At 72.9% G+C, this 24849-nt stretch carries 22 protein-coding genes and 1 tRNA gene; 6 read left to right on the forward strand and 17 right to left on the reverse strand.

All coding sequences use genetic code 11. From position 1 onward, the window contains the following. Positions 1 to 180 precede the first annotated feature (180 nt). Positions 181 to 987 carry a DUF1206 domain-containing protein gene (locus ABZ562_RS28550; protein ID WP_361485170.1) on the reverse strand — a complete coding sequence of 269 codons (807 nt, stop codon included), beginning with the start codon at positions 985 to 987 and terminating at the stop codon, positions 181 to 183. 175 nt (positions 988 to 1162) lie between these two features. Between ABZ562_RS28550 and ABZ562_RS28555 the strand changes: the two genes are divergently transcribed. The 3 genes from ABZ562_RS28555 (at position 1163) to ABZ562_RS28565 (ending at position 8027) form a co-directional block, all read left to right on the forward strand. Continuing rightward, the gene (locus tag ABZ562_RS28555; RefSeq protein ID WP_361484992.1) at positions 1163 to 2389 is read left to right on the forward strand and encodes an amidohydrolase family protein; all 1227 of its coding nucleotides are present in this window, start codon (positions 1163 to 1165) and stop codon (positions 2387 to 2389) included. A gap of 533 nt (positions 2390 to 2922) precedes the next feature. Then, positions 2923 to 6912, forward strand: coding sequence for a hypothetical protein (locus tag ABZ562_RS28560; RefSeq protein ID WP_361484994.1), 3990 nt, complete (start codon positions 2923 to 2925; stop codon positions 6910 to 6912). A gap of 194 nt (positions 6913 to 7106) precedes the next feature. After that, positions 7107 to 8027 carry an FkbM family methyltransferase gene (locus tag ABZ562_RS28565; protein WP_361484996.1) on the forward strand — a complete coding sequence of 307 codons (921 nt, stop codon included), beginning with the start codon at positions 7107 to 7109 and terminating at the stop codon, positions 8025 to 8027. Between the two features lie 12 nt (positions 8028 to 8039). Here the strand turns inward: ABZ562_RS28565 and ABZ562_RS28570 are convergent, their stop codons facing one another. From ABZ562_RS28570 to ABZ562_RS28580, 3 genes are all read right to left on the reverse strand, one after another. After that, positions 8040 to 8798 (reverse strand): glycosyltransferase family A protein, encoded by a 759-nt coding sequence (locus ABZ562_RS28570; protein ID WP_361484998.1) that lies wholly within the window; start codon positions 8796 to 8798, stop codon positions 8040 to 8042. 2 nt (positions 8799 to 8800) lie between these two features. Further along, on the reverse strand, positions 8801 to 9412 hold the full coding sequence (locus ABZ562_RS28575) for a UTRA domain-containing protein (protein WP_361485000.1): 612 nt from the start codon (positions 9410 to 9412) through the stop codon (positions 8801 to 8803). 65 nt (positions 9413 to 9477) lie between these two features. After that, positions 9478 to 9559 (reverse strand) — tRNA-Tyr (locus ABZ562_RS28580). Positions 9560 to 9755: 196 nt separating this feature from the next. Between ABZ562_RS28580 and ABZ562_RS28585 the strand changes: the two genes are divergently transcribed. After that, positions 9756 to 10244, forward strand: a complete 489-nt coding sequence (locus ABZ562_RS28585) for a YajQ family cyclic di-GMP-binding protein (RefSeq protein ID WP_055556037.1) — start codon at positions 9756 to 9758, stop codon at positions 10242 to 10244. 13 nt (positions 10245 to 10257) lie between these two features. Here the strand turns inward: ABZ562_RS28585 and ABZ562_RS28590 are convergent, their stop codons facing one another. Beyond that, entirely contained in the window at positions 10258 to 10599 is a 342-nt protein-coding gene (locus ABZ562_RS28590; protein ID WP_361485002.1) for a hypothetical protein, read from the reverse strand. Positions 10600 to 10717: 118 nt separating this feature from the next. Here ABZ562_RS28590 and ABZ562_RS28595 point away from each other — a divergent pair, with 118 nt between their 5' ends. Then, positions 10718 to 11854 carry a helix-turn-helix transcriptional regulator gene (locus ABZ562_RS28595; protein WP_361485004.1) on the forward strand — a complete coding sequence of 379 codons (1137 nt, stop codon included), beginning with the start codon at positions 10718 to 10720 and terminating at the stop codon, positions 11852 to 11854. A 12-nt stretch (positions 11855 to 11866) separates the two neighbouring features. On the opposite strand, the gene ABZ562_RS28600 is transcribed toward ABZ562_RS28595, so the two are convergent. The 12 genes from ABZ562_RS28600 to ABZ562_RS28655 form a co-directional block, all read right to left on the reverse strand. Beyond that, positions 11867 to 12259, reverse strand: a complete 393-nt coding sequence (locus tag ABZ562_RS28600; protein WP_361485006.1) for a YccF domain-containing protein — start codon at positions 12257 to 12259, stop codon at positions 11867 to 11869. Continuing rightward, positions 12256 to 13119, reverse strand: coding sequence for a zinc metalloprotease HtpX (gene htpX / locus ABZ562_RS28605; protein WP_361485008.1), 864 nt, complete (start codon positions 13117 to 13119; stop codon positions 12256 to 12258). Before htpX ends, ABZ562_RS28600 begins: the two co-directional genes overlap by 4 nt. A gap of 135 nt (positions 13120 to 13254) precedes the next feature. Next, a complete protein-coding gene (locus ABZ562_RS28610; RefSeq protein WP_361485010.1) occupies positions 13255 to 14796 on the reverse strand; it encodes an NADH-quinone oxidoreductase subunit N in 1542 nt (513 codons plus the stop codon). Then, positions 14796 to 16382, reverse strand: coding sequence for an NADH-quinone oxidoreductase subunit M (locus tag ABZ562_RS28615; RefSeq protein ID WP_361485012.1), 1587 nt, complete (start codon positions 16380 to 16382; stop codon positions 14796 to 14798). The genes ABZ562_RS28610 and ABZ562_RS28615 overlap by 1 nt, the downstream gene beginning before the upstream one ends. A 3-nt stretch (positions 16383 to 16385) precedes the next feature. Continuing rightward, the gene (locus ABZ562_RS28620) at positions 16386 to 18404 is read right to left on the reverse strand and encodes an NADH-quinone oxidoreductase subunit L (RefSeq protein ID WP_361485013.1); all 2019 of its coding nucleotides are present in this window, start codon (positions 18402 to 18404) and stop codon (positions 16386 to 16388) included. Continuing rightward, positions 18401 to 18829 (reverse strand): NADH-quinone oxidoreductase subunit NuoK, encoded by a 429-nt coding sequence (gene nuoK / locus ABZ562_RS28625; protein ID WP_361485015.1) that lies wholly within the window; start codon positions 18827 to 18829, stop codon positions 18401 to 18403. The genes ABZ562_RS28620 and nuoK overlap by 4 nt, the downstream gene beginning before the upstream one ends. Continuing rightward, entirely contained in the window at positions 18829 to 19389 is a 561-nt protein-coding gene (locus tag ABZ562_RS28630) for an NADH-quinone oxidoreductase subunit J (protein ID WP_361485017.1), read from the reverse strand. Before ABZ562_RS28630 ends, nuoK begins: the two co-directional genes overlap by 1 nt. After that, positions 19386 to 19973, reverse strand: coding sequence for an NADH-quinone oxidoreductase subunit I (locus ABZ562_RS28635; protein WP_361485019.1), 588 nt, complete (start codon positions 19971 to 19973; stop codon positions 19386 to 19388). Before ABZ562_RS28635 ends, ABZ562_RS28630 begins: the two co-directional genes overlap by 4 nt. Further along, a complete protein-coding gene (locus tag ABZ562_RS28640; RefSeq protein WP_055556015.1) occupies positions 19973 to 20935 on the reverse strand; it encodes a complex I subunit 1 family protein in 963 nt (320 codons plus the stop codon). Before ABZ562_RS28640 ends, ABZ562_RS28635 begins: the two co-directional genes overlap by 1 nt. After that, on the reverse strand, positions 20932 to 22293 hold the full coding sequence (locus ABZ562_RS28645) for an NADH-quinone oxidoreductase subunit C (RefSeq protein ID WP_361485021.1): 1362 nt from the start codon (positions 22291 to 22293) through the stop codon (positions 20932 to 20934). Before ABZ562_RS28645 ends, ABZ562_RS28640 begins: the two co-directional genes overlap by 4 nt. Next, positions 22290 to 22895, reverse strand: coding sequence for an NADH-quinone oxidoreductase subunit B family protein (locus ABZ562_RS28650; RefSeq protein WP_361485023.1), 606 nt, complete (start codon positions 22893 to 22895; stop codon positions 22290 to 22292). Before ABZ562_RS28650 ends, ABZ562_RS28645 begins: the two co-directional genes overlap by 4 nt. Beyond that, the gene (locus ABZ562_RS28655; protein ID WP_361485025.1) at positions 22886 to 23302 is read right to left on the reverse strand and encodes an NADH-quinone oxidoreductase subunit A; all 417 of its coding nucleotides are present in this window, start codon (positions 23300 to 23302) and stop codon (positions 22886 to 22888) included. The genes ABZ562_RS28650 and ABZ562_RS28655 overlap by 10 nt, the downstream gene beginning before the upstream one ends. A gap of 205 nt (positions 23303 to 23507) precedes the next feature. Here ABZ562_RS28655 and ABZ562_RS28660 point away from each other — a divergent pair, with 205 nt between their 5' ends. Then, positions 23508 to 24758: a sensor histidine kinase gene (locus tag ABZ562_RS28660; protein WP_361485027.1), complete on the forward strand. Its 1251-nt coding sequence runs from the start codon at positions 23508 to 23510 to the stop codon at positions 24756 to 24758. Positions 24759 to 24849: the final 91 nt, after the last annotated feature.

Genomic DNA, 24849 nt, shown 5'->3' on the forward strand with positions numbered 1-24849 from the left:
TCACGCGGGTTGCGAGCCTCCCCCAGCTACCGCTGGGAGGTGCCCCCTGCACCAGACGCCGCTCGCTGATCCGGCCTGATCCACACGACACCCCCCAGCCCCTCCGGCGTCTGAGGAGCGGGGTCCGGGGCGGAGCCCCGGGGTCGGGTAGGGGCGGGGTGGGGAAGCTCCCCCGCCCCGTCAGACCCGGCGCCAGCGGGCCATGGCGAAGGAGAAGACGCCGAACAGCGCCAGCCCCGCCGCTACGACGACCAGCAGCCAGGGGCCTACGGAGGTGGCGGCGAAGGTGCGGAGGGTGTCGTCGACGCCCTTGGCCCGGTCCGGGTCGTACCGTACGGCGGCCGAGACGGCGAAGCCGCCCGCCGCCGCGAAGACGGCGCCGCGCGCCACGCCGCCGCATACGCCGAGCGCCTCGACGGCGCGCTCGGCCCGGCGGGGTATCGCGGAGAGCACGAGGTGCTTGCGGAAGGTGCGCATCAGGGCCCGTACGGCGATCCAGACCCCGGCGCCGGCGACCACCGCGCCGCCGATGCCGACCAGCCACCGTCCCTCGGGCAGGGTGAGGGCGCGGGCCGTGACGTCCTGGGACTGGCGGTCGCTGGAGCCGCTGCCCTGTTCCCCGGCCGCGAAGGCGAGGACGGAGTAGGCGACGAAGGCGTAGAAGACGGCGCGGGCCCCGCCGGCGAGGCGTTTGGTCGCCTTGCGGCCGTCCGGTCCGGCGGCGCCGAAGACCGCCTCGGACAGCCGCCACAGGGCCATGCAGACCAGTCCGAGGCCGACGGCCCAGACCAGGGCCCGGCCGAACGGCTGGTGGGCGAGCATCTGGAGGGCACCGCTCCGGTCTGCCTGTTTGCCGCCGTCGCCGAAGGCGATGCGCAGGGCGAGGATGCCGACGAGCAGGTAGAGGACGCCGCGGGCGGTGAGGCCGCCGCGGGCCGCGGCCTCGATGGCCCGGTGCGGGGCGCGCGTGCGGGGTGCCGGGCCCAGTCCATGTGCGATCGACGATGCGTTCACCGTTTTCCTCCCGATGTCCGTACCCGGCCGCTGGTGCGGCGTTTGCCCCGGACGGCCGGGCGGAAACGGGGACGGCCGTCTCTTGTTGCCTGAGGCGATCACCTCTACCCTGCATCTGACGGACCGTCAGATTACGGGAGATGACGCCATGACGGGCGAGACGACCGGCGCCACCGAGCTGCCCATGGTCATCAGCGTGGACGACCATGTGATCGAGCCCGCCCATCTCTTCGAGACCTGGCTTCCGGCCAAGTACCGCGACCGCGGGCCGAAGCCGCTCACGGCCGGGATCGGGGAACTGGCGTACATCGGGGGCAGATACCGCATCACGACCGACCCGGACGGTCCGCTCACGGACTGGTGGGAGTACGAGGGCGGCCTGTTTCCGTACAAGCGGATCATCGCGGCCGTCGGGTTCTCCCGGGACGAGATGACCCTGGAGGGCATCACCCGCGAGCAGATGCGGCGGGGGTGCTGGGACCCCAAGGCCCGGGTCGCGGACATGGAGATGAACCATGTCCAGGCGTCGCTGTGCTTCCCGACCTTCCCCCGCTTCTGCGGCCAGACCTTCGCCGAGGCCGACGACAAGGAGGTCGGGCTGGCCTGCGTGCGGGCCTACAACGACTGGATGGTCGAGGAGTGGTGCGGCGACAGCGGCGGACGGCTGATCCCGCTGTGCCTGATCCCGCTGTGGGACGTGGAGCTGGCCGTACGGGAGATCCGCCGGAACGCGGCGCGGGGCGTGCGCGCGGTGACCTTCAGCGAGATCCCCACCTACCTCGGGCTGCCCAGCATCCACAGCGGCTACTGGGACCCGTTCTTCGCCGAGTGCGAGGCGACGGGGACGGTCGTGTGCATGCACATCGGCTCGTCCTCGCAGATGCCCGCCGCCTCCCCCGACGCCCCGCCCGCCGTGCAGGCGGCGTTGAGCTTCAACAACGCCATGGCCTCGATGACGGACTTCCTCTTCAGCGGCGTCCTGGTGCGGTTCCCGCGGCTGAAGCTGGCGTACGCCGAGGGCCAGATGGGCTGGATCCCGTACGCCCTGGAGCGCGCGGACGACGTCTGGGAGGAGCACCGGGCGTGGGGCGGGGTCCGGGACCTCGTCCCCGAGCCGCCGTCCACGTACTACTACCGGCAGATCTTCTGCTGCTTCTTCCGCGACCGGCACGGCGTCGCCTCGCTCGACACGGTCGGCGTGGACAACGCCACCTTCGAGACCGACTACCCGCACGTGGACTCCACCTGGCCGCACACCGAGCGGGTCGCGGCCGAGCACGTCGCGGGGCTGCCGCCGGAGACCACGTACAAGATCCTGCGCGGCAACGCGATCCGGATGCTGGAGCTGGACTTCGACAAGGACCGGGCTGTGTAACGGCAGCAGCATCCGATTTCGGCCATCATGGCGCGAATCCCGGTCGCCCCCTTGCCTATCGGCGGCGGCGGTCATGGGATCAGTGCATGTCTGAGCGTCGGCCAGCCGTGAAGTACCCGCCGAGTGACGCCCCGCCGCGTCACTCGGCCGAGTCGTCCTGTGCCCGTGCACACATGGCGTCGAGCGCCGTGCCGCGGCCGCGCCGGAACAAGTGCCTCCGCGTCCCACGGCGTTCGGCGCCGGTCCCTCCCCACGCGGGGACCGGTGCCGAACGGTGGGGCGGTGCCGATCCGCACCCCCCCGTTTGGGTGCGGATCGCGGGAGGGTCGGTTCGGTGGACGACGCGGCGGCGGCCAGGAGTCCGAGCCGATGGTCCGGCCGGGCGCCGCGATCGTGTGCGCTGTTGCTCTGTGATCCTGCCAGTTGAGCCGTCCGCCGAGGAGGTTCCGGATGCGGTCCGCGGCCTTCGTCGCAGGTCATCCGTATAAAGTGAGTTTTCCGGTCCGGAGATCCAGGCGCGGGGGAAGTAAGGAGTGGAGACCTTGAGTTCCGACTCAGGGGTACGCACGGCCTTCGCGGAACGTCTCGCGCTGCTGTACCGGGAGGCGGGCAACCCTCCCCTGAAGAGCGTGGCGGAGGCGGTCGTCCGGCTTCAGCGGGTCGACGAGCGGGGACGGCCCGTACGGGTGTCCGCTCAGCGGATCAGCGACTGGCGGCGCGCCAAGAACGTACCCGCCCAGTTCGCGGCCCTCGCGGCGGTGCTGCACGTCCTGATCCCCGACGCCCGGCGGCTGCGGCCCGCCCCGGTGTCCACCGGCCTGTACGACATGGCCCAGTGGCAGCGCCTGTGGGAGCGCGCGGTGGCCGACCCGGTCGGCGAGCGCCCCCCGGCGGCCGCGGACGAGGAGGAGAAGCCCGCGGCCGACGCCCCGGCCGTGCCCGGCGCGGTGTGCCCCTACCGGGGGCTGGCCGCGTACCGGCAGCAGGACGCCCGGTGGTTCTTCGGCCGGGAGCGGAGCACCGAAGCGCTCGTCACCCAGCTGCGCGCGACGGAGAGGACCGGCGGCCTGGTCATGCTCGTGGGCGCCTCGGGGGCGGGGAAGTCCTCCCTGCTGAACGCCGGGCTGGTGCCCGCCCTGGAGAAGGGCGCCCTGGGCGACGGGGACGGGCGGGGGCGCGCGGTGCTCCAGCTGGCCCCGGGCACCGATCCGCTCGCGGAGCTGACCCGCCGGATACCCCGGCTCGCGGACGTCGTCCGCACCAAGGCGCCCGGCACGCCGCGGTTCGCCGGCGCGGTGCGGGAGGCCGTCACGGCGTGGGCGGAGGAGACCTCCGCCGCGACCCGGCCGGTCGTCATCGTGGACCAGTTCGAGGAGGCGTTCACCCTCGGCACCGACGAGACGGCCCGGCGCACGTTCATCCAGCTGCTGCACGCCGCGTGCTCGCCCGCCGGCACCGGCGACCCGGCCCCCGTCCTCGTCGTCCTCGGCATCCGCGCCGACTTCTACGAGCAGTGCCTGGCCTACCCCGAACTGGCCGACGCGCTGCAGCACCGCCACATGGTGCTCGGCCCGCTGACCGTCGCCGAACTGCGCGAGGCGGTCACCGGCCCGGCCAAGGCCGTGGGCCTGGAACTCGAACCGGGTCTCGCGGAGCTGATCGTGCGGGAGGTGAGCGCCGACGGCCCCGGCGGCACCCATGACGCGGGGGTGCTGCCGCTGCTCTCCCACGCCCTGCTGGCCACCTGGCAGCGCCGCAAGGCGGGACGGCTCACCCTGGCCGGCTACCGCGCGGCGGGCGGCATCCAGGGGGCGGTGGCCGCGACGGCCGAGCGGGCCTGGTCCGGCCTCGACCCGGCGGCGCGCACCGCGGCACGGCTACTGCTCCTGCGGCTGGTGCGGCTGGGCGAGGACACCCAGGCCACCCGCAGGCGGGGGACGCGGCGCCAGCTGTCGGAGGAGTCGACGGAGCCCGGCAAGACGCAGGAATCCCTCGAGGCGCTGGTCCGCGCCCGCCTGGTGACCCTCGACGCGGAGACCGTGGAGATCACCCACGAGGCGCTGCTGCACGCCTGGCCACGGCTGCGCGACTGGATCGACGAGGGCCGGAACGACCATCTGCTGCGCCAGCGCCTGGAGGAGGACGGCAGGTCCTGGGAGGGCATGGGCCGCGATCCGTCGCTGCTGTACCGGGGCTCCCGTCTGGAGCAGGCCCACACCTGGGCGAAGTCCGCCGGCGACACGCTGCTGACCCGCAGCGCGGTGGAGTTCCTGGCCGCCTCGGTGCGGCTGCGCAAGCGCACCATCTGGCTCAGCCGGGGCGCGGTGGCGGCGCTGGTCGTCCTGGCGATGGTGGCCGTCGGCTCGGCGGTGGTCGCGTGGCAGCAGCGGGACGACGCGGTGTTCGAGCAGGTGGTCACCGAGGCCGACCGCTTCGAGTACCGCGATCCGTCGCTGTCCGCCCAGCTCGCCCTGGTGGCGCACCGGCTGCGGCCGGACGACGAGGCGACGCGGAACCGGCTGGTCTCGATCGTGAACGCGCCGCTGGCCACCCCGCTGCTCGGCCACACCGGCGCCGTCTACCTCACCTCCTTCAGCCCGGACGGGCGGCTTCTGGCGACCGCCAGCTACGACCGGACCGTCCGCCTCTGGGACACCCGCGACCCGACCCGCCCCACACCGCTCGGCAAGCCGCTGACGGGCCACACCAGCTGGGTGAGCAGCGCCGTCTTCAGCCCGGACGGCCGCACCCTCGCCAGCGCGGGCGACGACGGCACGGTCCGCCTGTGGGACGTGACCGATCCCCGCCATCCGCGGTCGCTCGGCAAGCCCCTGTCCGGCCATGACGGCACGATCTACCTGCTCGCCTTCAGCCCGGACGGGAAGACCTTGGCCGCTGCCACCGACAACCGCCGGGTCCGCCTGTGGGGCGTGGGCAACCGGCGGCGGCCGAAGCCGCTCGGCTCGCTGACCGGCCCCACCGCCGCCGTGCGCTCCGTCGCGTTCAGCCCCGACGGCCGGACGCTGGCGGGCGGGGGCGACGACGGCAGGATCCGGCTGTGGAACATGGCCGATCCGCGCCATCCGAAGCGGATCGGCAAGGCGCTGACCGGCCATACGGACCTGGTGCACTCGGTGGCGTTCAGCCCGGACGGCCGCACCCTCGCCAGCGGCGCCGCGGACAACACCGTCCGGCTGTGGGACGTCGGCGATCCGCGCCACGTGGAGCAGCTGGGCTCGCCGCTCACCGGCCACTCGGGGCCCATCTGGTCCGTGGCCTTCAGCCCGGACGGCAACATGCTCGCCGCCGCCAGCCAGGACAGCACGGCGAGCCTGTGGAACGTCCAGGATCCGGCGTATCCGTCGCAGGTCGGTGAGCCGCTGGCCGGAAGCAGCGGCGAGATGTACGCCCTCGGCTTCAGCCCGGACGGCCGGACGCTGGCCACCGGGACCGGCGACAACACGGTCCGCCTGTGGTCGATCCCGACGTCGGACATGATCGGCCGGGTCGGGGCGTTCCGCCCGGACGGGAAGGTGCTCGCCACGGCGGCGCGCGACGAGAAGGTCCGGATGTGGAACATCGCGAAGCCGGGGCGGCCGGTGCCGATGGGCAAGCCGTTCAGCATGGGGAAGGGCTCGGTGCGGGAGCCGACCTTCTCCCCCGACGGCCGCATCTTCGCGGCGATGACCGGGGGCGCCGCGGTGCGGCTGTGGAACGTCGCCGACCCGGCCCGGCCCGTCCCCCTCGGGCCCTCCATCGACCTGCGGACCCGGTTCGCGGGCGCGCTGGCCTTCAGCCCGGACGGGCGCACGCTGGCCACCGTGTACGACGACCGCACCATCCGGCTGTGGGACGTCGGCGACCCGTCCCACGTCCGTCCGCTCGGCGCGCCGCTCACCGGCCACAAGGGCTACGTCAACGCCCTCCTCTTCAGCCCGGACGGCCGCACGCTCGCCAGCGGCAGCGCGGACAACACCATCCGGCTGTGGAACGTGGCCGACCGGCGCCGTGTCGAGCGGCTGGGCGCACCGCTCACCGGCCACCTCGGCCCCATCAACGCGCTCGCCTACAGCCCGGACGGCCGTACGCTGGCCAGCGGCAGCGACGACAACACGGTCCGGCTCTGGAACGTCGCCCATCCCGGCGAGGCGACCCGGCTGGGCCGCCCGCTCACCGGCCACACCGACTCGATCGTGTCGCTGACGCTCAGCCGGGACGGCAGCACCCTGGCGAGCGGCGGCAACGACAACGCGGTCCGGATCTGGGACATCAGCGTCCCGTCCAAGGCCGCTCCCATCGGCCAGTCGATGAGTCCCAACGCCAAGACCGGCAATTTCCTGTCGTTCAGCCCGCAGAGCCGGATGCTCGGGGTGTCGACCGGCGCCGACACCATCCGGCTGTGGGACCTGGACGTCGACAAGGCCATCCATCGCGTCTGCTCGATGACCCGGGGCGTCCTGACGGCGGAGAACTGGCACGACTATCTGCCCCGGATGTCCTACGAGCCCCCGTGCGGGCGCTGAGGAAAGGGGCCCTCCGTGCGTGATCACGATCACAACTCCGTGTTCATTCCGACCAGTCGGCACCCGGACGCGCGGAGTCGCGTTACGCTTGGGAACAGCCCGATCGCTGGTGCATCCCCCGTCGCCAGCGATCGGGCGTTTGCGTGCGCTACGACCGCGGGCGCCGCTCGGCGCGAAGCTGGAGGTCACCCGTGATGCCGTGGTTCGACCAGGCCGCCCTGGACCTCGGCCGCGCCTACGTCCGCCACGCGCCCTGGAGCGCCGGGAAGCGGGCCCTGGTCGAGCGGCACCTGAACGCCGCCCTGCGGGACCGCCCCCTGCGCCGCCTGGCCCGCACCCGCTTCGGCGCGACCTTCGCCGTCGACACCCAGGACCTCATCCAGCGGTACCTGTACCTCTTCGGCGTCTGGGAACCCCATATGACGCGCTGGCTCCAGCGCAGGCTGAGGCCGGGCGACGGGTTCGTGGACGTCGGCGCCAACATCGGCTACTACAGCGCCCTCGCCTCACGCCTGGTCGGGCCCGGCGGCACGGTGGTGGCGGTCGAGGCCTCGCCGACGTTCCACCAGCTGCTCCTGCGGCACGCCCGCCGCAACGGCTCCACCAACATCCGCGCCCTCAACGCCGCCGTGTCCGACCGCGAGGAGCTGCTGACGTTCGTCCTCGCCAGCTCGCGCAACATGGGCGCCAACAGCATCGTCCCCTACGACGGCCCGGCCGAGTCCACCTTCGACATCGCGGCCCGCCCGCTGCCCGATCTCCTCACCGAGGAGGAGATCGCCCGGGCCAGGGTCATCAAGATCGACGTCGAGGGCGCGGAGGGCGGCGTCGTCCGGGGCCTGGTCCCGATGCTCGGCCGGCTCCGGCCGGACGCGGAGCTGACCATCGAGGTCACCCCGGAGCGGATGGCCGACCTGGGGGAATCCGTCGAAGAGCTGCTGGAAGCCCTGGCGTCCCACGGCTTCCACACCTACCGCCTGGCCAACGACTACGCGGCGGGCAGCTACCCGGCCGCCCTGCGGCGCGCTCCTCAGGTGCCGGTGCGGTGGCGGGGCCCCGTCACGGCCGAGAGCGACCTGGTCTTCTCCCGGACCGACGCCGAAACGCTGCCCTGACCGCGGCCGGGTTCAGCCCGCCTCGTACCGCCAGCCGTCCATCGCCGCCAGGACGCGGGCGCGCGCCTCGACCACCGCGAAGCGTGCCTCGCGCTCGGTCGCGTCGGCGTGGGCGGCGTGGCTGGTGACCTGGCCGGGCCATTTGCGGTACAGCAGGCCGGTCTCGGCGGTGAACCAGCCGCGGCTGACCGCGCTGAGCGCCATCAGCAGCCCGGTGTCCTCGGACGCGGGCAGGGCCATCCAGCCGCCGAGGGCCAGGAGCAGGTCGCGGCGCACGCACAGGGTCGCCGGGTGGACCTGGGCCCGGTAGTCGTGGGTCTTCCAGTGGTCGAGGACGGCGCCGCGCGCGATCGGGCCCTGCGGCGGATCGCCCTCGAAGCCGACGGTGGAGCCGTCGGGCAGCAGGTCCAGGGCGCGCGAGGTGGCCCAGCCCAGCTCCGGGTTCTCGCCCAGTGCGCGCAGGTCGCGGGCGAGGGCGCCGGGGGTCAGCATGTCGTCGGCGTCCAGCACCTTGACGTAACTCCCCTCGGCGCGGGAGAGCCCCATCGTGCGGGCCATGGCGGCCCGCCCGGCCCGGCCCTGGCCGAAACTGATCCGTGGGTCGGCGGGGACGTGGGGGCGTACGGCGTCGGTCTCGCCGTCCTCCTGGACGACCCACTGCCACTCCCAGCCGTCCGGCAGCTCCTGCTCGCACAACGAGCCGTAGGCGTCCGGCAGATGCCCGGCGGCGGGGGCGTGGACCGCGGTGATGACCGTGATGGTGTTCGGCATGGTCACCACCTTGTCAGGGGCGTGGTGAAGACCAGCTCGGTACGGTCACCGGGCAGCCGCACGTCCGAGACCTCGACGACCCGGCCGCCGGTGTCGACGCAGATCTTCCGGATGAGCAGCAGCGAGTCGCCCCGCTCCAGGCCGAGCGCCCCGGCCTCTTCCGCCGTGGGCGGGCGGGCCGTGACCCGTTCCTCGACGCGGTCCAGCTCGACGCCGATCGTGGAGAGCTGGTGCTGCGTGCCCCCGGGCCAGGGCTCGTTGGCGGCGTCGAGCAGATCCGGATTGGCGGCCACCACGCCGTGCACGAGATAGGAGTGCACCAGGGCGAAGGGCGCGCCCTCCGCGCGGCACGTGGTGCGGTAGACCCGCTCCAGCAGCCGCGTGCCCACCGGCACCCCGAAGACCGCCGCCAGGTCCTCGTCCGCCGTCGCCTCGCGGTACTCGGCGTGGAAGGCGAGATCGGTCACCTCCAGCCCGGTGTCGTGCTCCGTGGCCCCGGTGCTCAGACGCTCGGTCCTGGACCGCCGTGCCCGGTCCTTCTCCCACTGATGCCGGTCGTTGCCCCGCCGGACACGATGGCGCGGCGCGCCGGCGATCTGCTCGTACCTGGGCATGTTCTCAGCGTAATGACAACGGCCCCCAGCCGCGTTTCCGCGGCTCGGGGGCCGTTTTCCCAGCGTGGCGGCGCCAGGATTCGAACCTGGGTAGGCTAAGCCGACGGATTTACAGTCCGCTCCCATTGGCCACTCGGGCACACCGCCTGGGATGTGTGACCAGGTGCCCTGCGCCGCTTTCGCGGTGCCGCTCCCTGGCAACGACGTAAACAATACCTGATGCCGGGGGGTGGTCCGCCACCCGGTTGATCGCCTCTGGATCATGGCCGGGATGGCTAGGCTGGCGCTTACGGTCCGCTGGGCCGTGCCACTGACGGATCTACGTACGAGGAGCCAACTCAAGATGGCCGACTCCAGTTTCGACATCGTCTCGAAGGTCGAGCGGCAGGAGGTCGACAACGCGCTCAACCAGGCGAGCCGCGAGATCTCCCAGCGCTACGACTTCAAGAACGTCGGGGCCTCGATCGACTGGTCGGGCGAGCGGATCGAGATGCGCGCGAACTCCGAGGAGCGGGTGAAGGCGATCCTCGACGTCTTCCAGTCCAAGCTCGTCAAGCGCGGGATCTCGCTGAAGGCGCTGGACGCGGGCGAGCCGCAGGCGTCCGGCAAGGAGTACAAGATCTTCGCCTCCCTGCAGGAAGGCATCTCGCAGGACAACGCGAAGAAGGTCGCCAAGATCATCCGCGATGAGGGCCCGAAGGGCGTCAAGGCGCAGGTGCAGGGCGAGGAGCTGCGGGTCACCTCCAAGAGCCGCGACGACCTGCAGTCCGTGATCGCGCTGCTGAAGGGGAAGGACCTGGACTTCGCGATCCAGTTCGTCAACTACCGGTAGCTCTCTCGCCGGGTTACGGCACGCCGGGGCCTTGCGGGCCCCGGCGTTCGTGTGTGGCGGCACCGTCCCCGCCGGCGGGGGCCGCCGTCAGCCGGTCGCCCCGGCTCTCGGCGATCCGCAGGGCGTCACGGAGGGCTTCCGTCAGCCGGTGCGCCAGGTAGCGGAGTTCCCCGGCATGCGCCCTGCGGTCGCCCAGCAGGGCGCGGGCGTGGGCCAGCAGTTCGGTACCCATGCGCAGGTGCAGCGCCTCGACCTCGTCCGCCCGCCGGTTCATCCGGCTGTCGGCGTCGCCGGGGGCGAGGTAGCAGGGTTTGCCGTCCGTGGTCGTCCAGGGCAGTAGGCGCAGGCCGGTCATCGCGTTCTTCCTGTCGTGGGAACTGGTGCGGCCATCCTTGAGCGCGGGCCCGTAGCTGCGGGAGTTGCCGAGCGTTGACTACGCTGAGGAGTCAACGGTCCACGCAGGGGGTTCCGCCATGGGCGATTTCGGATCGCGCGTTCGTGCTCTGCTCGCCGAGCGGGGCTTGTCCATGCGCGCCACGGCCCGTGCGCTCAACTACGACCCCGCCTACCTCTCGCGCGTGATCAACGGCAGACAGCAGCCGTCGGAGGCGCTGGCGGCGGCCCTGGACGGCCTGCTGGAGGCCGATGGGGCGCTGGTCTCGCTCAGGGCGCCGGAGGCGCGCCCGCCGGAGCCGGGCGCCGAGCGGCCCACCGGCGTCGACGGAGACATCGCGCACATGCGTGCCTCCGTCGCCCACCTGCTGGCGCACGACAACCGGTACGGCGGTGGGGTGATGGCACCAGCGGCCGTACAGGTGTGGCGGGCGGAGCAGCGGAAGCTGGACCGGGGAGCCGTTCCGGAGCGGGCGCGGGCCGGGTACCTGTCGGCCGTCGCCGAGCTCGCCGAGATCGCGGGCTGGCTGCTGTTCGACGCCGGGCGGTGGGACGCCTCGCGGACGGCGTTCCTGGAGTCCCATCTGCTCGCCCGGCAGGCCGGGGACAGGACCATGGAGTGGTTCGCCCTGGACATGCTCGCGATGCACGATGTACAGACCGGCCGCGCGGGCGAGGCGCTGCGGATCGCCGACGAGCTGCTGACCAGGCCTCGCGTCCCGCCCCGTATCGCGCTGCTCGCACGCGTGCGCCGGGGCAGGGCGCTCGCCCAAGTGGGCGACCACCGGCGGGCGCTGACCGAGCTGGAGGGCGCCAGAGCCGGGCTGGAGGACTCGATCAGCCCCCGGGACCCGGCGTGGGCGTGGTGGGTGAACGACAGCGAGATCACCGGCCACGAGGGCGAGGCGCTCCTTGCCGCCGGTGAGGCCAAGGCCGCGATCCCCAAGATGCGGCGCGCGCTCGAGCTGGCCTCGGCGTCCTTCCCGGAGGGCCGGGGGACGCTCTACTACAGCGTCGCCCTGCTGTCGGCGTACGCGGCCGCCCACGCGTGGCGGGAGTGCGAGGCCACGCTGGTCTCGATCAACACCGCGCTGGAGACGGTCACCTCCGTGCGCAGCCGCGACAGACTGCGCACCACGCTACGGGTGATGGCCCGCCGGCCGCATGTGCCCCCGTCGCTCCTGGACCTCACGAGGCATACCGCGAAGGCGAGCTGACCCGCCGGGTGATCAGCGGGCGGCGAAGGGGCGGTCCGTCGGGACGATGTCGTGGCCGAGCGGGGTCAGGGAGATCGGGATCAGCTTGAAGTTGGCGACGCCCAGCGGGATGCCGATGATCGTGACGCACAGCAGGACGCCGGTGACGATGTGGCCGAGGGCGAGCCACCAGCCCGCGAGGACGAGCCACAGCACGTTGCCCACGCAGGAGGCGGCGCCCGCGTCGCGGCGGGGTACGGCCGTGCGGCCGAAGGGCCACAGGGCGAACCCGGCGATGCGGAACGAGGCGATCCCGAAGGGGATGCCGATGATGGTGATGCACAGCAGCAGACCGGCGAGCACATAGCCGCACGCCATCCAGAAGCCGCTGAGCACGAGCCAGATGATATTCAGAATGGTCTTCATGGTTGCTCCCCCGCCATTTTTTCGAGTCGTGCGATCCGCTCCCGCATGGGCGGGTGAGTGGAGAAGAGCTTTGCCATTCCGTCCCCGGCCCGGAACGGGTTGGCGATCATCATATGGCTGGCGGTCTCCAGCCGGGGTTCCGGGGGCAGCGGCAGCGCCTGCGTGCCCGCTTCGAGCTTGCGCAGGGCGCTGGCGAGGGCCAGGGGGTCGCCGGTGAGCTGCGCGCCGGACGCGTCCGCCTCGTACTCGCGGGAGCGGCTGACGGCGAGCTGGATGATGGCGGCCGCGAGCGGGCCCAGGAACATGATCAGCAGCATCCCGATGAACCCGGGGCCCTCGTCGTCGTCGGACCGGCCGACCGGGATCAGCCAGGCGAAGTTGACCAGGAACACCACCACGCTGGCGAGCGCGCCCGCGATGGAGGAGATGAGGATGTCGCGGTTGTAGACGTGGCTCAGCTCATGGCCGATGACCCCCCGCAGCTCCCGCTCGTCGAGCAGCCGCAGGATGCCGTCGGTGCAGCAGACCGCCGCCCTGCGCGGGTTGCGGCCGGTCGCGAAGGCGTTGGGGGCCTCCGTCGGGGAGATGTAGAGCCGCGGCATGGGCTGCCGGGCGGCGGTCGACAGCTCGCGCACCATCCGGTAGAGCCCCGGCGCCTCGAACTCGCTGACGGGACGCGCCCGCATGGCCCGCAGGGCGAGCTTGTCGCTGTTCCAGTAGGCGTACGCGTTCGTCCCCAGGGCGACGAACACCGCGATGATCAGCCCCATCCGGCCGAAGAAGCTGCCGATGACGATGATGAGCGCGGACAGCCCCCCGAGGAGTACGGCGGTCTTCAGCCCGTTGTGCCGGCGGTGCACGGTACGCCCTCCCAATGATGCCCAGGGGGACCCTTGACTGGTGTCTCCACCTTTCAGTGGACCGTCCCTGAACTGGTCAACGCCGGCTGAGGGTCACTAGTTCCCTTGTGCACCCATGTGCGCCGTGAGCGGACGCTACAGCAGGGCGCCGGAGGCGAACCGCAGGACGAGCTGGGGGGCGCCGGAGAGGGCGATGCCGAGGACGGCGGCGAGGCCGATGGCGGCGGTCAGGGGGGCGGTGGCCGGCACCGGGGTGACGGTCGCCGCGCCCGCGGGTTCCGGTGCGCGGAAGAGGACGGCCGTCCACTGGAGGTAGTAGTAGAGGGCGATCACCACGTTCAGCGCCATCACGACGGCCAGCCAGCCGAGGCCCGCGTGGACGGCCGTGGAGAAGACGGTCACCTTGGCGAAGAGCCCGATGATGCCCGGCGGCAGCCCGGCCAGGCACAGCAGGAAGAAGCCGAGCGCGAGGGCGGCGGCCGGGCGGGCCGCGTACAGGCCGCGGTAGTCGGTGATGCGGCCGGTGGCGTGCGTACGGGCGACGAGGGCGACGACCGCGAAGGCGCCGAGGTTCACGGCCGCGTACATCAGCGCGTACGCGACGGTCGAGCCGATGGCCTGGGACGCGTCGCCGGCGGAGCCCGCGTATCCGGCGGCGGCGATCGGGACCAGCAGATAGCCCGCCTGTCCGACGGAGGACCAGGCCAGCAGGCGGACGGCGCTGTGCGCGCGCTCGGGGCGCTGGCGCAGCGCGGCGACGTTGCCCGCGGTCATGGTGAGGGCGGCGAGGACGGCGATGGCCGGGCCCCACACGTCGTCGTAGGACGGGAAGGCGAGGAGGGTCACCAGGATGAGGCCGGAGAAGCCGACCGCCTTGCCGACCACGGAGAGGTAGGCGGCCACCGGGATCGGCGCGCCGACGTAGGTGTCCGGGACCCAGAAGTGGAAGGGCACGGCGGCGGTCTTGAAGGCGAAGCCGACCAGGGTGAGGACGACGCCCGTCTGGGCGAGCGTGTCGAACCGGGGGTCGACGTGGGTGAGGCCGTCGGCGATCCGGGACAGGTGCAGGCTGCCGGTGGTGGCGTAGACGAAGCTGACGCCGAGCAGCATGACGGCGGTCGCGGTGACCGAGGAGAGGAAGAACTTCAGCGCGGCCTCGGAGGAGAGCCGGCTCTCCCGGCGCAGCCCGACGAGCGCGAAGGCGGGGAGGGAGGCCACCTCCAGGGCGACGACGAGGGTCGCGAGGTCCCGGGAGGCGGGCAGCAGGGCCGCGCCGGAGGCGGACGACAGCAGCAGGAACCAGAACTCGCCCGCGGGGAGCCGCAGGTCCTTGATGCCGCTGACGGACAGCAGCGCGGTGAGCAGCGCCCCGCCGAGCACCAGGAGCTGGATGACGAGGGTGAACGCATCGGCCGTGTAGCTGCACGCCTCGGCGCCGCCGGAGCCGACGCAGAAGGTGGAGCGGTCACCGTGGAGCAGGGGCAGCAGGCTGAGCCCGGCGAGGAGCAGGCCCGTGATCGCCAGCCATCCCAGGAGGGGCTTCCTGCGCTCGGGCAGGAAGAGGTCGGCGACGAGGACGACGAGTCCGGCCACGGCGGCGATGGTGGGCGGGGCGACGGCGGGCCAGTCGACGGACTGGACGAGGCCCGCGGCGAGACCAGAGGCGATCGGTGTCATCAGTTGCCTCCCGCGAGGAGCTGCTGCACGGCCGGGTCGGTGAGGCCGAGGAGGGCCGCGGGCCACAGTCCGGCGAGGACGGTGAGGGCCACCAGGGGGCTCCAGGCGGCGATTTCGTAGCCGTGGACGTCGGCCAGGGCGGGCCGGGCGGCGCCGTGTTCGGCCCCGGGTTCCACGGGGTGGTCGCCCATGCAGACGCGCCGTACGACGATGAGCATGTAGGCGGCGGTCAGCAGGGTGCCGAAGGCGGCGAGCGCCATATAGGTGAGGTACGCCGGGCGGCTGAGCCCGTCGGCGGGTTCGAAGGCGCCGAACATGGCGAGCATCTCGCCCCAGAACCCGGCGAGTCCGGGCAGTCCCAGGGAGGCGACGGCGCCGAAGGCGAGCAGTCCGCCGAGGCGGGGCGCCCTGCCGTAGAGGGCGGCGCCGCCGGCGCCCGAGAGCTGGTCCAGGTCGGTGGTGCCGGAGCGGTCCTTGAGGGCGCCGACCAGGAAGAAGAGCAGGCCGGTGATGAGGCCGTGGGCGATGTTGGCGAACAGCGCGCCGTTCACCCCGGTGGGGGTGAGGGTGGCGATGCCCAGCAGCACGAAGCCCATGTGGCCGACGGAGGAGTAGGCGATGAGCCGCTTGAGGTCGCCGCCCGCGCCGGAGCGGGCCAGGGCCAGGCAGGCGAGGGATCCGTAGATGATGCCGACGACGGCGAACGCGGCCAGGTAGGGCGCGAAGGTGTGGGCGCCCTCGGGGACCATCGGCAGCACGATGCGGACCAGTCCGTACGTGCCCATCTTCAGCAGGACGCCCGCGAGGAGGACCGAGCCGACGGTGGGCGCGGCGGTGTGGGCGTCCGGCAGCCAGCTGTGCAGCGGCCACATCGGGGCCTTGACGGCGAGTCCGGCGATGATGGCGAGGGCCGCGATGAGCTGGGTGGTGTGACTGAGCCCGGAGCCGTTGTCCGTGGCGAGTGCCACCATGTCGAAGGTGCCGCCCTTGACCCCGACGAGGAGGAGGCCGAGCAGCATGACGACGGAGCCGAGCAGCGTGTAGAGGATGAACCGCCAGGCGGCGCGCTCCCGTTCGGCGCCTCCCCACCGGTTGATGAGGAAGTACATCGGGATGAGCGTCATCTCGAACGCCAGGAAGAACAGCATCAGGTCCAGGACCGCGAAGCTGGCCAGGGTGCCGCCCTCCAGGAGGAGGAGCAGCGAGACGAAGCCCTTGGCAGAGCCTCCGGAGGGCATGTTCTTGTACGAGTAGATGGCGCAGAGGAACGTCAGCAGCGCGGTCAGCACGAGCAGGGGCAGCGAGACGCCGTCCACGCCGAGGTGGATCCGGATGTCCAGCGCCGGGATCCAGCTGATGTCGGTCTGGGCCTGCATCGTGCCCGGGCGGCCGTGGTCGAAGCCGACGGCGAGCGCGACGGCGGCGGCGAGCACGGCGCCGGTGACGGTGACGCCGTGGCGCAGCACGGCCTGGTCCGGGTCGCGGCCCTTCAGGCCGGGCGGGGCCGGGAGCAGGGCGGCGACGGAGCCGAGCAGGGGGAGCACGACGACGGCCGCGAGGAGGTATTGCAGGGCGGTGTGGTTCACGGGTCAGGCTCCCGCTGCGACGAGGACGGCGGCCACGGCCAGGACGAGGGAGCCCGCGAGCAGCGCGCCGAGGTAGGTCTGCACATTGCCGTTCTGGGCGCGCCGGACGGCCGCGCCGAGCAGGCGGGGGGCACCGGCCGCGCCGCGTACGTACGTCTCGACGACCTCGCGGTCGAGGAAGCGGACGAGGCCGGCCGCGGCGCGCACGGGGCGGACGAACAGGGCGCCGTAGACGGCGTCGAGGTGGAAACCGGCTGCCGCGTGGCGGTGGAGGGGACCGAGGAGGAGGCGGCCGGGGTCGGCGGGGTCGGCGGCCCCGGCGATGGAGCCGTAGGCGGCCTCGTGGGTGGCGATCGCCTCGACCTCGGAGACGGCGTCGGCGGCGTCCGGGTGGGCGGCCACGGCTCCGAGCGGTACGCGGGCGGCCCGCGCCGAGGTGTGCCGCCACGCGGCGTACATGACGAGCACGCCGATGAGGGCGGCTCCGGTGCCGAGGACGGAGGTGGTGAGGGTGGGGGTGAGGGTCTCGCCGTCGAACCAGTCGGGGAGGGTGCGGTAGGACAGCCCGAGGGCGAGGGTGGGCACGAAGAGCACCCACAGGACGACGTTCAGCGTGATCGGCTGCTTGCCGTGGTCGGGGGCCTGTTCGCCCGTGCCGCGGAAGGCCAGCAGCCACAGGCGGCCCGCGTACGCGGCGGTGAGCAGCGCGGTGAGCAGCCCGGCGGTGAGCACGGTCCAGCCGACGCCCGCCGGTACGGCGGAGGTGTGGCCGGTGGCGGCGTGCTCGGCGGCGCCGAGGACGGCTTCCTTGGAGAAGAAGCCCGCGAACGGCGGGATGGCGGCGAGCGCGAGCAGCGCGACCGTGGTGGTCCAGTAGGCGTCGGGGATGCGCTTGGCGAGACCGCTCATGCGGGACATGGCGGCCAGCGAGTTCGTCCCGGCCGCGTGGATGATCACGCCGGCGCCGAGGAAGAGCAGCGCCTTGAACGCGCCGTGCGCGATGAGGTGGAAGACGGCCGCGCCGCGGTCGTTCACGGCCAGGGCGCCGGTCATGTAGCCGAGCTGGCCGACGGTCGAGTAGGCGAGGACGCGTTTGATGTCGTCCTGGGCGAGCGCGGCGAGCGCCGAGCCGACCATGGTGATCGCCGCCATGGCGGCGAGGACGGCGAGCGCGGCGGCGGAGGACGCGAAGACGGGCAGCAGCCGGGCGATGAAGTAGACACCGGCGGCGACCATGGTGGCGGCGTGGATCAGCGCGGACACCGGGGTGGGGCCCGCCATCGCGTCCGGCAGCCAGGTGTGCAGCGGGAACTGGGCCGACTTGCCCGCGACCCCGGCCAGCAGCAGCAGCGCGATCAGGGTCGGGTGGTCCAGCGGGATGCCGGAGGTGGTGGCGGTGAGCCGGGCGTAGATCTCGCTGATGCGGAACGTGCCGGTGTCCCCGGCGAGCGCGAAGATGCCGATCAGGAACGGGACGTCGCCGAGCTTGGTGACGAGGAACGCCTTGAGCGAGGCGGACCGGGCGGCCGCGGTCTCCCAGTAGTGGCCGACCAGGAAGTACGAGCAGATGCCCATGATCTCCCAGCCGACGAGCAGCACGATCAGGTCGTCGGAATAGACGACGAGGAGCATCGCGGCGGTGAAGAGGGAGACGAGGGCGGCGTAGGACGGGTAGCGGGGGTCGTCCCGCAGATAGCCGGTCGAGTAGATCTGCACGCAGCACGCGACGACGCCGACGAGGACCGCGACCAGGGCGGCGAACCCGTCGATGTGCAGCGCCAGGTCGATCGGGACCGAGCCGGTGTCGGCGAGCCGGGTGGCGAGGGTCAGCGGCGCCTTCCCGGCGCCTTCGCCGCCGCCCTGCCGTACGGCGACGAGGACGGCGAGCACGGTCGCGGCGAGGGTGGGCAGGATGGCGAGGGGCCGTACGAAGCCGGGGGCGCGGCGGCCGAGAAGGAGTCCCGCGGCGGCACCGAGGAAGGGCAGGAGCGGGACGAGAACGGCGGCGGTCGTGGTCGTCACGCGGTCTGCCTCCGGGCGGGAGATGCCTCGGCGTCGGGGCTGTTGTCGGGGCCGTTGTCAGTGGCGGCTGCCATGCTGTCGTCGCTGTCGTCCATGGGCAGCACCTGGCCTGTCGGCGGGGGGTCGGCCAGGTCCCGGAGCCGGTCGACGTCGGAGGTGCCCCGGTTGCGGTAGACGAGGAGGACGATGGCGAGACCGATGCCGATCTCGGCGGCGGCGATGGCGATGGTGAACAGGGTGAGCGCCTGGCCCGCGTGCAGGGTGTCGCGGAGCCAGACGTCGAAGGCGACGAGGTTGAGGTTGACGGCGTTGAGCATCAGCTCGACGGACATCAGCACCAGGATCGCGTTGCGGCGGGCCAGCACGCCGTACAGGCCGGTGCAGAAGAGGAGGACCGCGAGCACGGCGGGGTAGGCGAGGTGCATCAGCGCTTCTCCTCAACCTTCTTGCGGGACAGCACGATCGCGCCGACGAGCGCGGCGAGCAGCAGCACCGACAGCGCCTCGAACGGCAGCACCCAGTAACGGAACAGGCTTGCCCCGGAGACCGCGGTGGAGCCCTGCACTCCCTTGTCCAGGTCGATCCAGGTGGCCCGGAAGGCGTCCACGACCACCCACACCAGCGCGGCGGCCGAGGCGACGGCCACGGCGAGGGCGGCGGGGCGGTTGCCCGAATCGGCGTCCGGGGAGCGGCCGATGGGCGCCTTGGTCAGCATCAGCCCGAAGAGGAGGAGGACGACGACGGAGCCGACGTAGATCAGCACCTGCACCCAGGCGATGAACTCCGCGGTGAGCAGCAGGTATTCCACGGCGAGCCCGCCGAGCGCCACCACCAGCCACAGCGCGGCGTGCACCAGCTGCTGGGTGGTGACGGTGACGACGGCCGCGGCGAACGTCGCGATGCCCACCAGGAGGAAGGCGATCTCGACGCCGGTGGGCGACAGGAACCCGTGGCCGGTGGCGGCCAGGTGGACCGCGGCGCTCACGAGGCGGCCCCGTTCTGCCCGTCGGGCTCGGCTGCCTTGGCCGCTTCGGCCGCCTTCGCGGCTTCGGCCGCGGCGGCCTTCTCGGCGGCCTTGCGGGCGGCGGCGATCTCCTTCGGCTCCTCGGCGGCCGGGTCGAGCGCGGGCGGCGCGGGCACCGTCCACATCCATTCGCGGAGCTTGTCCCGCTCATGGGTGAGGTCGCGGATGTCCTCCTCCGCGTACTCGAACTCCGGCGACCAGAACAGCGCGTCGAAAGGACACACCTCGATGCAGATACCGCAGTACATGCACAGGGCGAAGTCGATGGCGAACCGATCCAGCACATTGCGGCTGCGCTCGCGCCCGCCCGGCGCCGCCGGGGGCACCGTCTCCTTGTGCGAGTCGATGTAGATGCACCAGTCCGGGCACTCGCGCGCGCACAGCATGCAGACCGTGCAGTTCTCCTCGAACAGCCCGATCACCCCACGGGTACGGGGCGGCAGTTCGGGCTGGGCCTCCGGATACTGCGCGGTGTGCGACCTGCGGGTCATCGTGCGCAGGGTGACGGCGAGGCCCTTGGCCAGGCCGGAACCGGGAATACCCATCAGGAGATCACCACCTTGACGACGCCGGTGAGGGCGATCTGGGCGAGGGAAAGCGGAATGAGGCAGGTCCAGGCGAGCTTCTGCAACTGGTCCTCGCGCAGCCGCGGATAGCTCACCCGCAGCCAGATCACGACGAAGGCGAGGACGGCCGTCTTGAGCAGCGTCCACACCCAGCCGATGTCGCCTTCGAGCGGACCGTGCCAGCCGCCGAGGAACAGGACGGTGGTCAGCCCGCAGAGGATCACGATGCCCGCGTACTCGGCCAGCAGGAAGAGCGCGAAGCGCAGCCCGGTGTACTCGGTGTACGCGCCGAAGATGATCTCGGAGTCGGCCACCGGGGCGTCGAACGGCGGGCGCTGCAGCTCGGCCAGCCCGGCGGTGAAGAACACCAGCCCGCCGACGATCTGCCACGGCACCCACCACCACTGGAACGCGTCGAGGATGCCGGGCAGCGACACCGTGCCCGCGGCCATCGCCACGGACGCGGCGGTGAGCAGCATCGGCAGCTCGTACGCCATGAGCTGGGCGGCCGTCCGCAAGCCGCCGAGCAGGGAGAACTTATTGGCCGACGCCCAGCCCGCCATCAGCGAGCCCAGCACGCCGACGCCCATCACCGCGAGCACGAAGAAGATGCCCGCGTCGATGGCCTGCCCGACCGCGCCGTCCGGGCCGATCGGGATCGCGACCAGGACCAGCAGGTACGGCAGCAGCGCGACGGCGGGCGCGAGCTGGAAGATCCGCCGGTCGGCCCCGGCCGGAACCACGTCTTCCTTCTGCGCGAACTTCACGCCGTCCGCGACCAGCTGGGCCCACCCGTGGAAGCCACCCGCGTACATCGGCCCGAGGCGGCCCTGCATATGGGCCATGACCTTGTGCTCGGTCTGACCGACCAGCAGCGGGAGGACCAGGAACGCGACGAGGAGGACGAGCAGTCGCAGCGCGACGTCGAGGACGTCGTTCACGCGGTGCCTCCTGGGGGGCCGTCGGGGTGGGTCGTCTCGTCGTTGCCGGGTTCGGCGGTACCGGGTTGCGCGGTGCCGGGCTCGGCGGTGGCGGGTTCGCCGGTTTCCGGTTGCGCGCTTTCGGGTTCGGGTTCGGCGGCGCGGCGTTTCGCGCTGTCCGGTTGTTCCGGCGCGTCCTGCTGCGCGGCGTCCTGGTTCGGCGTGCCGGACCGGCCGTCGTCCGCTCCCCGTTCGCCGCCGGACTCGGCGGCGTCCTTCGCGGGGGCCTCCGGCGCGGGGCCGGACTGCGCCGCGTCGTCATACGCCGGGCGCGCGTGGTGCCACGGGGCGTCGGACGCGCGGGGCCGCCGCGCCGGGCGCTCGGCCTCCGTGGCGGGGGCCGCCGCGTCGGGCGTCGTCGCGCCGGACCGCGCGTCGGCGGACGACTCCTGCTGGCTCGCCGAGCCCTCGCTCGCGCTGCGGGTGCGCCTCGCCGGGCGACCGGCCGCCGGGGGCGCGGTCTCCGCGGGGGCGTCCGGCGTCGGTGCCGCGTCGGCGGCCGCCGCGGCCTGCTGGCTCGCCGAGCCCGCCGACGCGCTGCGCGTCCGCCGCGCCGGGCGCTCGGCCGGGGCCGCGCCCGCGGCCTTCGGCTCGGCGGCCTCGCCGGACTGGGACGCCGAACCGGCCGACGCGCTGCGCGCACGGCGGACCGGGCGGTCGCCCGCCGCGCGGGCACCGCGGGCCGGGCGGGCGGGGGCGGGCGGCAGCTGGCCCTTGAGCGGGCCCCATTCGTTGGGGTCGGGCACGCCCGGGGGGAGCATCTGGCGCCGCTTGGGGCCGCCGTGGTCGGACTCCCCCGGCTCCTTCGCGCCCGGCCAGGCCTTGGCGACCCGGGCCGCCAGCACGAAGTCCTTGCGCAGCGGGTGGCCCTCGAAGTTGTCGGGCAGCAGCAGCGGCGTGAGGCCGGGGTGGCCGTCGAAGCCGATCCCGAACATCTCGTGGGTCTCGCGCTCGTGCCAGGCCGCGCCCGCGTAGACGCCCACGGCGGTGGGCAGGGTGGCCGCGTCGTGCGGGACGGTGGTGCGGACCAGCAGCCGGCGTATGGCGGCGCCCGGGGCGAGGGCGACGACGTGCGCGGCCACCCGGAAGCCCTCGCCGGGCTCGTCCACCGCGCTCAGCCAGTCGAAGTAGGTGCAGCCGAGGGTGTCGCGGGCGGTCTCCAGCGCCGTGGTCCAGGACTCGGCGGGCACGTCGACGGTGAGGAGGCCGTACGCCTCCTCGGCCGTGGCGCCCGCGCCGAACAGTTCGGCGGCGGGACGCGGCAGCCAGCCCACCACGTCCGGCTCGGCGGCCTCGGTCGGCTCGTTCGGCTCGGTCATGGCGTGTCCTCCCCGGCCGCCGGGGGCGTGACCAGGCCGCTGCGCAGCGCGGCCGTGGACGGGCGGGCGCCCGTCGCGTACCGCTCCCCCAGCGACTCGCGGGCGATCTTCTCCTGGAGCTTGAGGATGCCCTGGAGCAGCGCCTCGGGCCGGGGCGGGCAGCCGGGGACGTACACATCGACCGGGATGATCTGGTCGACGCCCTTGGTCACGGCGTACGAGTCCCAGTAGGGGCCGCCGCAGTTCGAGCAGGCGCCGAAGGAGATCACGTACTTCGGTTCCGGCATCTGCTCGTAGAGCCGCTTGACCGCGGGCGCCATCTTGTCGGTGACGGTGCCGGAGACGACCATCAGGTCGGCCTGGCGCGGTCCGGGCGCGAAGGGGATCACGCCGAGCCGGATGAAGTCGTGGCGGGCCATCGAGGCGGCGATGAACTCGATGGCGCAGCAGGCGAGCCCGAAGTTGAAGACCCACAGGCTGTAGCGGCGGCCCCAGTTCAGGACCACCTTCATCGGTTCGGGCGCCAGCCGGGCGAGCGGGCCGAGGCGGCGCGGCTCCGGGAGATCCACGGGAGCCTGCGCGGGGGTCGGTGTCACGTCCATTCCAGGACGCCCTTCTTCCATGCGTACAGCAGACCTACGGCGAGGAACCCGAGGAAGATGAACATCTCCACCAGGGTGGCGGCGCCGAAACCGGGCGCGGCGAAGACCGTCGCCCACGGGAACAGGAAGATCGAATCCACCGCGAAAATCACGTACAAGAAAGCGTAGACGTAGTAGCGGACCTGGGTGTGTGCCCAGCTCTCGCCCACGGGGTCCACACCGCACTCGTATGTCAGCAGCTTCTCGGGCGTCGGCACCACCGGCCGCAGCAGCCGCCCTGCCCCGAAGGCCACGGCCACGAAGATCACCCCGACCGCCGCGACCAGGCCCACCACCGTATAGGCGTGGAAGTAGTCGGCCGCGAGCGGGACGCCACTGGCCGCGCGCACGGTCGTCGCCTCCGGCACGTCCGCCCCTCGCTCCCTGTCCTGCCTGCTGCTCGTCGACCTCGTGTGTTCGACGATCCGTACGCACGGGAGTCTAGGCCCTACCGGCCGTGGGGCGATCCGCCCGTCCGGCATGCGGAGCCCGGGACGGGTGGGGTTAGCCCTACTCGGGCCCGGCGACGCACCCCATGGCGCCGCCTGCCGGGGGGCGGCAGTCTGTGGTGCCATGACCACCAGTTCCCCCGACGGCTCCCCCGGCGGCTCCCCCCGAGAGGGCCGCGAGCGGCTGCCGCGCCCGCCCGCCTTCGCGTATCCCGCGCAGACGTGGAAGGAGATCGCCCATCTCCTGATCAATCTGCCGATGGGCATCTTCGGCTTCGTCTACGCCCTGCTGTGGCTGACCGTGGGCGTGGGCATGGCGGTCACGATCGGGGGGCTGCCGGTGCTGGCCATGGGGCTGCTGGGCAGCCGGGCGTTCGCCCGGTTCGAGCGGCGCCGCGCCCGTGGGCTGCTGGCGCTCCACGTGGACGAGCCCAGCCGGATGCCGGGCGGGATCGACGACGGCTTCTTCAGCTGGCTGTGGCGGAGCCTGCGGGATCCGGTGGGCTGGCGGGCCACGCTCTACGCCGCCATCCGGCTGCCGTGGGGCGTCCTGACCTTCGCGCTGACGCTGACCTCGCTGTTCATCGCCTGGCCGGTGCTGCCCTGGATCGCCCGGGCGCTGACCAGCGTGGACCGGGTGATGGTGCGCGGGCTGCTGTCGCCGTCGGACGAGCTGGAGCGGCGCATAGCGGAGCTGGAGTCGGACCGGGGCACGGTGGTCGACACCGCCGCCGCCGACCTGCGCCGCATCGAACGCGACCTCCACGACGGAGCACAGGCCCGCCTGGTCGCCCTCGCCATGGACCTCGGCCTCGCCAAGGAAAAACTCGACGAAGACCCCCGAGCGGCCGCCCGCATGGTCGACGAAGCCCACGGCGAAGTGAAACTCGCCCTCCAGGAACTCCGCGACCTCGCCCGCGGCATCCACCCCGCCATCCTCACCGACCGCGGACTCGGCCCCGCCCTCTCCGCACTCGCCGCCCGCTGCACCGTCCCCGTCACCGTCACCACCGACCTCCCCCAGCGCCCCGCACCCGCCATCGAAGGCATCGCCTACTTCACCGTCTCCGAACTCCTCCAGAACATCAGCAAACACAGCGCCGCCAGGACCGCGTCGGTCGCGCTGTCCCGGTCCGGCGGCAGGCTGCTGATCCGGGTGCGGGACGACGGGCGCGGCGGCGCGTCGCCGGACGGCGGCAGCGGGCTGGCGGGGCTCGCGGAACGGCTCGGCTCGGTGGACGGCCGGTTCCGGGTGGACTCCCCGCCCGGCGGTCCGACCTCGGTGGACGCCGAGCTGCCGTGGCGCGACCGCGACGGTACGAGCCGTACGGGCGGGGTCCCCCGCCGCACGGCGGCGGCCCGCCGGACGCCGTAGGCCGTACCGAAAGGGTGGGGTTAGCCCCCGGACGAAGACGCCGACCCGCTTCATGGCCCGGGCGGCCGGTGCCGGGGAGGCTGAAGGGCGA

It is taken from the genome of Streptomyces sp. NPDC019937 (assembly GCF_040631655.1).
Taxonomy (GTDB): Bacteria; Actinomycetota; Actinomycetes; order Streptomycetales; family Streptomycetaceae; genus Streptomyces.